Genomic DNA, 9099 nt, shown 5'->3' with positions numbered 1-9099 from the left:
CCCCATCCGAAACCAACCGCAACCCAGTAGCGGTCACCAAGCTCAAGCGGTGGCTACCGGCTGCCCCAATTTTACTCCGCCGGGCGCTCCAATATTCCTCCGCCGTTGACACAGTTGCAGCGCATTGCACATCAACCCTCCGCACGCACGGATTGGACGTTCCAGGCCGGCGGATCATGCCCTCGCGCCCCAGATCGAGCTTCGGGGCGCTTGAGACTGAATCAGTGACCCAGCACTTCACTCCGTACAGCGGTGCGATCTGATGCTTGTTCGGGGTGAGCGACTTGTTTGATGACCAGGGCCGCTGCGGCAACTAGCCCTGGGACGGCCATAACCCTAAAATTGTCGGCGAAGGGCATTTGTCGGCGTGAGAGTTCTGCTATGGGGAATGAGCCGGTGATTTCACCGAAGCGGCCCACGGCCATCATCCAAGCTACGCCCGTGGCCCGCCCCTCTGTCGGATAGAAGCCGGCCGCAAGCGTGGGCAACGAAGACTGAGCCGTGTTCATTAGCGTGCGCGCAACCAGCACTACTATTATCTGCAGGCTGACGCCAAGTCGGCGACGGCGAGTTAGCTCGGTTGCTCGTTCCCGGAAAACCCCTGCGACATAGAAGAAACTGCAGAGGTAAATAGCGCGCCGGTCAGTCGTTGTCTTACATTGCACAACCGACGGTGGCTGGGCGTGCGGCCCTCCGTGGCACCCTACTCCACCGAGGAACCTGCCAGCGCATGGGGCATTACGGAGCGCAGTTCGCGTTTCCGGACCACAGCGGCTTACGAGGCCGTGCTCGATACAACGGAGCCCGGCCATGACCAGCAACGCCACGGAAAGCACCTCCCCGGCTGCCGTCTCTACCCCTGCGGCGGCAGCCCATCCTGCCGGTGCGGCCCTGCTCCTGGGCGCGCTCGGCGTGGTGTTCGGTGACATCGGCACCAGCCCAATCTACGCCTTCCGCGAGACGCTGCGGGCTGCCGGCGCGGAAGGCGACGCGGTCGCGGCATCGTCGCAAACCGTCTTCGGCGTGCTCTCACTGGTGTTCTGGGCCGTCACGTTGGTGGTGGCGCTCAAGTATGTCGTGCTCGTCATGCGTGCCGACAACCAAGGCGAGGGCGGGACAATGGCGCTGCTGTCTCTCGCTGTGCCGGCCGCCGCAGAGCGGTTGCGCATACCGGTGCTGATGATTGGTCTCGCTGGAGCCTCGCTGTTCTTCGGTGATGCCATGATCACGCCAGCCATCTCGGTACTCTCTGCCGTCGAGGGGCTGGCCGTGGCCACACCAATCTTCGAGCCCTACATCGTACCGATCGCAGCCGTGGTGCTGGTCGGCCTCTTCGCCATCCAGAGCCACGGCAGCGCTCAAATGGGACGACTGTTCGGACCCGTGACGGCGGCGTGGTTTGCCATGCTCGCGCTGTCCGGCCTCGTGCATGTGCTGGGACGGCCCGAGGTCCTGACTGCACTCGACCCGCGTCATGCCTTTGTATTTCTCGCCCACCACCCCGGACACGGCGCGCTGGCGGTGCTCGGGTCGGCGTTCCTGGCGCTGACCGGTGGCGAGGCACTCTATGCCGATATGGGCCACTTTGGCCGCCGTGCGATCCGCATCGACTGGTTCGCCTTCGTCATGCCGGCACTGGTGCTGAACTATCTTGGCCAGGCCGCCCTGGTGCTGGAGGACCCGGCCGCGGCGGCCAATCCCTTCTTCGGGCTCTTCCCTGGCCCTCTACTCTACCCGGCGGTGGCGCTCGCCACAGCGGCGACGGTGATCGCCAGCCAGGCCGTGATCTCCGGCGCCTTCGCCCTCGTGCAACAGGCTATCCAACTCGGCGCCGTGCCGCGGCTCGAGGTCCGCCAGACCTCGGAGGAGACGGCGGGGCAGGTCTACCTGCCGCACATCAACTGGCTGCTCGCCGCTGCGGTGCTGGCCCTGGTGCTGGGCTTCCGCAGCTCGGAGGCACTGGCCAATGCCTACGGCATCGCTGTGGCCGGCGACATGATGGTGACGACGCTGCTGATGGCCGTCGTGGCGCATGGCCACTGGCGCCTGTCCTGGCCGCTGGTCGCGACGGTTGCCGGGCCGTTTCTGGTACTCGACCTCCTCTTCGTCGCGGGCAACGTGCACAAGATCCCGGCCGGAGGCTGGTTCCCCCTGCTGGTCGGCGCTGTGGCGCTGAGCATGATGCTGATCTGGCGGCGAGGGCGCACAGTCCTGCTGGCCCGGCGGGACGAAGGTGCGCCAACCCTCACGGCCTTTCTCTCCAGTCTGGATGCGCCAAGCGCTCCGCTGCGTGTCCCGGGCACAGCGGTCTACTTGACGGGGCAGCGGGACGTTGTGCCGGCGGCGCTGGCGCTGAACCTGCGGCATAATGGAGTGCTGCACGAGCGCGTGGTGCTGCTGCATGTCATGGCGGAGCGCGTACCGCGCATACCGGAAGCCGAGCGCGTGGCGACGGAGGCACTGCCGGGCGGCTTCCGCCATGTCACCTTGCGCTTCGGCTTTGCCGAGAAGCCGGACGTGCCTGCAGCGCTGCGCCTGCACCACGAAGAAGTCGGCTTTGCTCCAGACGACGCGTCCTTCTTCCTTGGGAATGAGACTCCCGTGCCTTCCATGCGTCCGGAACTACCGCCCTGGCAGGAGCAGATCTTCGCCTTCATGACCCGCAACGCCGTGCGGGCGCCAGACTACTTTCTGGTCCCGCCACCGCGCGTGGTCGAGCTCGGCACGCGGGTCGAGCTGTGAGCGCGGGCCGGCATTGGGTGGGTGGGGCCCTGTGGCCTCTGCCGGCGCTGGTGCGAGACGCTGCGTGCCTTGGTCTGTCGACCCTCTCGGTCAGCACCATGCTGTCCACGCTGGCGCCGGCCGGACACCCGCCCATCGGTCACGCCGTCGCCACAGGTGCTGCGCTGCTGGTCTGGTGCTACTGCGAAGGCATGGTTGGCCGCCAGAGCTGGTGCCTTGCAGCGCTCGAGGCACTGCTGCGCTTACGGCTCACCCTGGCCTGGGTTGAGTTTCTGTTTAATGCTTAGATCGCGCCCGGGCTGGAAATTGTTGTTTCGGCTTTTCGGACCAGAGGAGGATGGCTAGGCGCTGTCTTCTTTAGCCGTTAGGGACCAGACTACACGTCCAACGGGACGCCGCTTAGGTGGCGAGCTTCGTTCATGCTGAGCCATCGGTCACCCTCAGCCAGGTGCGGCCATGGCTCGCCGGCTCAGTGCCGAAACCGCTCTCAAAAGGCGACGCCGAGGATTACCTTACCAGCCCAGCGGTCGCTGGCATGGGTCAACCCATGGCCGAGGCCAAAATGCAGCGCAAAGCGCTCCGACAGTTTCAAGTCTGTGGTCACGAACATCTGGTCCGCCTGGCCGTGCGGCGCCTCTGGTCGGTCGAAGCGGCCAAAATCCATGTAGTGCTCGATGCCGAGCCAGACCGCCTCCGCCACCTGATGCACCCCACGCACGGCCGGGGCCCTGCCGGAGCAACTCGATGCCTCGGTTGATGCGACCTGTCATAATGTCTCCTCCTTGTGGGGCGGCCTCGGACCGGAAGGGGCCGGCACCGCCGCTAATCCCCGACGAGGCGTGCGCGATCGACGATCGCCTGCGTGTCCAGTCCGCGCGGCATGGTGCCGAAGGCCTGCCCCCAATCGCCATCCAATCGCGTCGTGCAGAACGCGTCCGCGACGGCGGGGCTCGAATAGCGAACCAGCAGGCTCGCCTGCAGCGCGAAGGCCATCATCTCAACCACGCGCCGAGCTACCGGCTCCAGCCCTGCCGGGTTGGCCAGGCGCCGGGTCAGGTCGTCAGCGTAGGAATCCAGCCGGGCGTTGCCGCCGCGTGCCGTGCGCAGTTCGTCCAGGAACACACCCACCGTCTCGGGCTCTCGGGTCATACATCGCAGCACATCCAGGCAGATCACATTGCCCGTGCCTTCCCAGATGCCGTTCAGCGGTGCTTCCCGGTACAGCCGCTCCATCAGGTGGTCGGCGATGAAGCCGTTGCCGCCGTGGCATTCCAGCGCTTCCGCCACGAAGGCCGGGGCGCGCTTGCACGCCCAGTATTTGGCGACCGGGGTACAGATGCGCGACAGCAGACCCTCCGCCCGATCGGTTCCAGCCCGGTCCAGCGCCGCGGCCAGGCGCATGGACATCCACATCATCGCCTCGCTCTCCACCGCCAGATCGGCGACGACGTTGCGCATAATTGGCAGGTCTACCAAGTTGCGCTGGAAGGCCCGACGGCTGCTGGTGTGATGGATCGCCTGGCTCAACGCCTGCCGCATCAGCCCGGCGGAGCCGATTGCGAAATCTAGCCGGGTCACGTGCGCCATCTCGATGATGGTGCGGATACCACGGCCCTCATCGCCCAGCATGGTGGCATGGAGGTCGTAGAACTCCACCTCCGAGCTAGCATTGGACTTGTTGCCGCACTTGTCCTTCAGCCGCTGCAGCTTCAACCGGTTGCGTGACCCGTCCTCCAGCCAGCCAGTGGCGAGGAAGCAGGACAGCCCAGTCTCGGTTTGCGCGAGCGTCAGGAACAGGTCGCTCATCGGTACGGAGAAGAACCATTTGTGGCCAGTGAGCAGATAGGGCGCCCCCGAACCGCGTCGGACCGAGGCGGGTTGCGCGGTCGTGATGGTGGCGCGCAGGTCCGAGCCACCCTGCTTCTCCGTCATTGCCATGCCCACCGTAGCGCCGGCTTTGGCTTTGACGTAAGCGGGGCGTGGGTCGTAGCTAGCGCTGGTGATGGCCGGTCCCCATTCCGCCAGCATCGCCGTGTCATGGCGGAGGGCAGGGATGGCGGCGAAGGTCATGCCCATCGGGCAGCAGATGCCGTTCTCGCCCTGGTTCCACAGGTAGGACAGCACACCGCGAGCGACCTGGGCACCGGACCGCTCGTGAGTCCAGGCGAAGGAGTGCGTCTCGCAGCCGTAGATCAGCTGCATCAGCTCGTGGTAGGCGGGATGATACTCCACAATATCCGCCCGATGGCCGAAGCGGTCGTGGGTCCGCAGTTCCGGCGTGTAGCGGTTCGCCTGTCGCGCGAGGTGCTGCACCTGCTCGCTGCCGACCAGGGTGCCGACGTGAGCTAGGTGGTCACTGGCCCAAGCGGCGCCGAAGGCCTGCACGGCCTCCCCCAGCGCACGGTCGGCACTGAACGCGTCGTAGTTCTGTAGCGCGCCAGCTTGGTTGAGGACATCTTGGGTCGCGTATCCGCCTGAAGCAGTCACTAATGTCATGCTTTCTCTTCCTTGCTTTTTCTTTGCATGTAGCTGCGCGCTCGACCCTGGATCTCGGCCTCCTGCGCCGTCATAGCCGATCAGACAAGTGACCTGAATCCAAGAATGTTTAAGGGTACACTTGTAAGCCGAGTAGTTGCGGCGATTGGCCATCAAGTGAGACCGGGGCAGAGCCATGGGCATAAAGCAGAGCGGCGCTTCCGATCGCCGTAGGACCGAGACTGCCGGCGTTTTTGGCCACTGGCCGTTATCCCTCGGCCGTGTTGTCGCCAGGTGCTCATGCTCGACAACCTGAGCGGCGCAGCGGCGTTGTTGCGCAGCCATGCCAAAGCCGGAACCGCTCAGCCAATACCACGCCAAGCGCGACTTCACCCGGACCGCCGAGCCGCCAGGGACGACGGACGATCGTCTGAGGCAGCGAGGCAGGAAGTCTCCGGTCCTGCGGTTCGTGGTGCAGAAGCACGCCGCGAGCCGCCTGCACTTCGACCTCCGGCTCGAACTGGATGGGGTGCTGAAGTCTTGGGCCGTCACGCGCGGGCCATCCCTCGATCCGGCAGACAAGCGGCTCGCAGTCGAGGTCGAGGACCACCCGGTTGAGTACCGCAGCTTTGAGGGGCCGATCGAGGTCGGCTACGGCGCTGGGACGGTCATGCTCTGGGACGAGGGGACTTGGGAGCCGGCGCCGGAGATCCCGGATGCCGCCAAGGCACTCGCCAAGGGCAACCTGAAGTTTGTGCTGCATGGGCAGCGCCTGCGCGGCGGCTGGGACCTGGTACGGATGAAGCCACGGCCGAAGGAGCGTCAGCCGCAATGGCTGCTGATCAAGCGGCGCGACGAGGAGGCGAGGCCCGGCGAGGGGGAGCGGCTGGTCGAGGAGGCGACGACCTCGATCAGCTCCGGCCGGACCATGGACGAGATCGCCGGCGGCGATCCTGCCGCGGCGAAGCCCCGGGCGGCCGCCAAGCGCACCTCCGCTTCCACCCGTCGGCAGGCCCCTGCCTGCAAGCCATCCGCCGTGCAGCCGGGCGGCTTCATCGCGCCGATGCTCTGCACCCTGGTCGAGCGTGCGCCCGAGGGGAATGGCTGGATCCACGAGATCAAGCTCGACGGCTACCGCATGCAGGCCGCCATCACCGGCGGCAAGGCCCGCCTGCTGACGCGCAACGGGCATGACTGGACGGAGCGCTTTCCGGAGACAGCCGCCGCACTCGGTCGGCTGCCGGACGCCGTCCTTGACGGCGAGATCGTGGCCGCCGACGGGCAGGGCAATCCGGACTTTGCGGCGCTGCAGGCCGCGATGGAGCAGGGGCGGACAGGGACGCTGCTCTACTACGCCTTCGACCTGCTGGCGCGTGATGGCGAGAGCCTGTGCGACCAGCCAATCGAGCAACGGAAGGTGGCGCTGCGGTCCCTCCTGAAGAGCGCGCCCGAGACCGTGATCTTCGTGGAGGCCTTCGACCAGCCAGCGGACGCCCTGCTTCGCTCCGCCTGCCGGATCGGACTCGAGGGCATCGTCTCCAAACGCGCCGGCTCCCCCTATCGCCCCGGAGAACGCAGCGGCACTTGGGTCAAAGCGAAGTGTCGGGGCAATGACGAGTTCATCGTGGTCGGCCATGGGACGGGCGCTAAGGGGCGTATGACCCTGCTGCTCGGGGCACGGCGCGGCGACACGCTGGTGTATTTAGGCCGCGTCGGCTCCGGCATCGGCGAGCGACAGCAACGCGATCTGGAGCAGCGACTGGCGCCGCTCCGCCGTGATACGCCTGCCGTACCGAAGGTGCCGGCCGGGGAGCGGCGGAGCACCACCTGGGTCGAGCCGCAGCTGGTCGCCGAGGTGGACTATGCCGGCTGGACCGCGGACGGGCTGCTGCGCCAGGCCAGCTTCAAGGGCATCCGAGAGGACAAGCCGTCAGCGGAGGTCGGCGTGCCGCGCCCCGGCGAGGCCCCACCAGCGCCCCGTAAAGCCACCGGCGCGGGCACTGTCGCCGGCATCCGGCTGAGCCACCCGGACAAGCTGCTCTGGCCGGAGGAGGGCGTCACCAAGCGTGACCTGGCGACCTATTACGAGGCGGTCGCCGCCCGCCTGCTGCCGAATATCGCGGGTCGGCCGGTCTCGCTGCTCCGCACGCCCGACGGCATCAGCGCCGAGCGCTTCTTCCAGCGGCATGCCATGTCTGGTCTTTCCCACCTGATCCGACAGGTGCCGGTGGCTGGCGAGCGCGCGCCCTACCTGGCCGTCGACACCCTCGAGGGGCTGGTTGCACTGGCGCAGATGGGGGTGACGGAAATCCACCCCTGGGGCGCTCAGGCGGCGGATGTCGAGCACCCTGACCGGCTGGTCTTCGACCTCGATCCCGCCGAGGACGTGCCGTTCGCCCAGGTGGTCGCGGCAGCGCAGGAGATGCGGGAGCGGTTGGAGCGGCTCGGCCTTGCCTCTTTCTGCAAAACCACCGGCGGCAAGGGGCTACATGTGGTGACGCCGCTCCGCCCGAAGGCGGACTGGCCGGAGGCGAAGGCCTTCTGCCGGGCTCTCTGTGAGGTAGTCGCGGCCGATGCCAGCGACCGCTTTACCACGGCACTGAGCAAGAAGGCGCGGGTCGGTCGGATCTTCCTCGACTATCTCAGGAACGATCGCGGCGCAACGGCGGTCTCGGCCTGGTCGCCGCGGGCCCGTCCCGGCGCGACCGTATCTATGCCGCTTGCCTGGCGCGAGGTGATCCCGACACTCGATCCAAAGCTCTTCACGATCACCTCGGCGCCGGGACTGCTGCGCCGGAAGGACCCCTGGGCCGATCTCGATCAGGCGGCCGTACCCTTGCCCAAGTTGCGTTAGGTATGGGCAAGACGATGATCGGCACAGCTGGGTGGAACGTACCGGCCCAGCATGTCGCAGCCTTCCCGAGCGAGGGCAGCCATCTCGAGCGCTACAGCCAACGCTTCTCGGCGGTTGAGATCAACAGCTCCTTCTATCGCCCGCATCGCCCCGGCACCTACGAACGATGGGCAGCGACCGTGCCCGCTGACTTCCGGTTTGCGGTGAAGATGCCGAAGGAAATCACCCATACCCGAAGGCTGGCGCAGGTGGCGGAGCCCCTCACCCGCTTTCTCGGCGAGGCAGGAGCTCTCGGCGAGAAGCTCGGCCCCATCCTGGTCCAGCTGCCGCCTAGCCTGGCGTTCAAGGCGGATCTCGCCGGCTTCTTTCTCGATCTCCGCGCCCGCTTCGACGGGGACATCGTCTGCGAGCCGCGACACCGAAGCTGGTTCACCGACGAAGTCGACCAGATGCTGGCGGAGTTCCGCATCGCGCGCGTCGCTGCCGACCCAGCCGTCGTACCCCGCGCAGGCGAACCTGGCGGCTGGCCGGGGTTGCGTTACTACCGTCTGCACGGCTCGCCCCGCATGTACTACTCGGCCTATCCGCGCGAGGTCCTGGACACGCTCGCGCGACGGCTGGCCGGCGACGCTGGTAGGGCATGGTGTATCTTCGACAACACCGCCGAGGGCGCAGCCACGCACGATGCGATGGCACTCGCTGACATCCTGCTCCGGGCAGACTAGGAGGCGGCGAAGAGTGCCCTCACATCCCGCCGGTACCCACGCGGCAACACCGCCACATAGAGGATCGTACCAGCGGCGCCCGCGACCACACGAAAGCCATGGCGCCGAAGCTCCGCAATCAGCAGGTCGAGCTGCCCCGCGAGCGGCATCCGGTCTGCCTCGGTGAGATCCGCCGCACTGTCGCCCAGGTCGCGCATGAAATCGGCAAAGTCGTGCCAGGCCTCCTGCACCTCACCCTCGCCGGCCTCATCCGCCGCCGTGATCTCGTGCACCCGTGTTTGCACCACGAGCCGCAGGAGCGTG

7 protein-coding genes are annotated in these 9099 nt (G+C 66.8%); 4 read left to right on the top strand and 3 right to left on the bottom strand.

The genetic code is table 11. From position 1 onward, the window contains the following. The first annotated feature begins 810 nt into the window (after window positions 1-810). Both E2C06_RS26720 and E2C06_RS26715 read left to right on the top strand, forming a co-directional pair. On the top strand, window positions 811-2742 hold the full coding sequence (locus E2C06_RS26720) for a potassium transporter Kup (protein ID WP_133291639.1): 1932 nt from the start codon (window positions 811-813) through the stop codon (window positions 2740-2742). A 98-nt stretch (window positions 2743-2840) separates the two neighbouring features. After that, the gene (locus E2C06_RS26715) at window positions 2841-3029 is read left to right on the top strand and encodes a hypothetical protein (protein ID WP_133291638.1); all 189 of its coding nucleotides are present in this window, start codon (window positions 2841-2843) and stop codon (window positions 3027-3029) included. Window positions 3030-3229: 200 nt separating this feature from the next. Here the strand turns inward: E2C06_RS26715 and E2C06_RS26710 are convergent, their stop codons facing one another. Both E2C06_RS26710 and E2C06_RS26705 read right to left on the bottom strand, forming a co-directional pair. Then, window positions 3230-3442, bottom strand: a complete 213-nt coding sequence (locus E2C06_RS26710) for a hypothetical protein (RefSeq protein WP_133291637.1) — start codon at window positions 3440-3442, stop codon at window positions 3230-3232. 122 nt (window positions 3443-3564) lie between these two features. Further along, a complete protein-coding gene (locus E2C06_RS26705; protein ID WP_133291636.1) occupies window positions 3565-5238 on the bottom strand; it encodes an acyl-CoA dehydrogenase family protein in 1674 nt (557 codons plus the stop codon). Window positions 5239-5560: 322 nt separating this feature from the next. Between E2C06_RS26705 and ligD the strand changes: the two genes are divergently transcribed. Together ligD and E2C06_RS26695 are read left to right on the top strand one after the other, a co-directional pair. Then, entirely contained in the window at window positions 5561-8071 is a 2511-nt protein-coding gene (gene ligD, locus E2C06_RS26700) for a DNA ligase D (RefSeq protein ID WP_133291635.1), read from the top strand. Window positions 8072-8073: 2 nt separating this feature from the next. Beyond that, the gene (locus E2C06_RS26695; RefSeq protein WP_133291634.1) at window positions 8074-8796 is read left to right on the top strand and encodes a DUF72 domain-containing protein; all 723 of its coding nucleotides are present in this window, start codon (window positions 8074-8076) and stop codon (window positions 8794-8796) included. Here the strand turns inward: E2C06_RS26695 and E2C06_RS26690 are convergent. Beyond that, window positions 8793-9068, bottom strand: a complete 276-nt coding sequence (locus tag E2C06_RS26690; protein ID WP_133291633.1) for a hypothetical protein — start codon at window positions 9066-9068, stop codon at window positions 8793-8795. The genes E2C06_RS26695 and E2C06_RS26690 overlap by 4 nt on opposite strands. Window positions 9069-9099: the final 31 nt, after the last annotated feature.

Source organism: Dankookia rubra (assembly GCF_004355005.1).
GTDB classification, from domain to species: Bacteria; Pseudomonadota; Alphaproteobacteria; order Acetobacterales; family Acetobacteraceae; genus Paracraurococcus; species Paracraurococcus ruber_A.
The sequence above is the reverse complement of the archived record's forward strand: the minus strand, read 5'-3'. Positions and strand labels throughout refer to the sequence as shown.

Bases quoted from the DNA above. Each gene is read 5' to 3' on its own strand.
- ligD (WP_133291635.1), top strand. From the start codon at position 5,561: ATGCCAAAGCCGGAACCGCTCAGCCAATACCACGCCAAGCGCGACTTC.
- E2C06_RS26720 (WP_133291639.1), top strand. From the start codon at position 811: ATGACCAGCAACGCCACGGAAAGCACCTCCCCGGCTGCCGTCTCTACC.
- E2C06_RS26715 (WP_133291638.1), top strand. From the start codon at position 2,841: ATGCTGTCCACGCTGGCGCCGGCCGGACACCCGCCCATCGGTCACGCC.
- E2C06_RS26705 (WP_133291636.1), bottom strand. From the start codon at position 5,238: ATGACATTAGTGACTGCTTCAGGCGGATACGCGACCCAAGATGTCCTC.
- E2C06_RS26695 (WP_133291634.1), top strand. From the start codon at position 8,074: ATGGGCAAGACGATGATCGGCACAGCTGGGTGGAACGTACCGGCCCAG.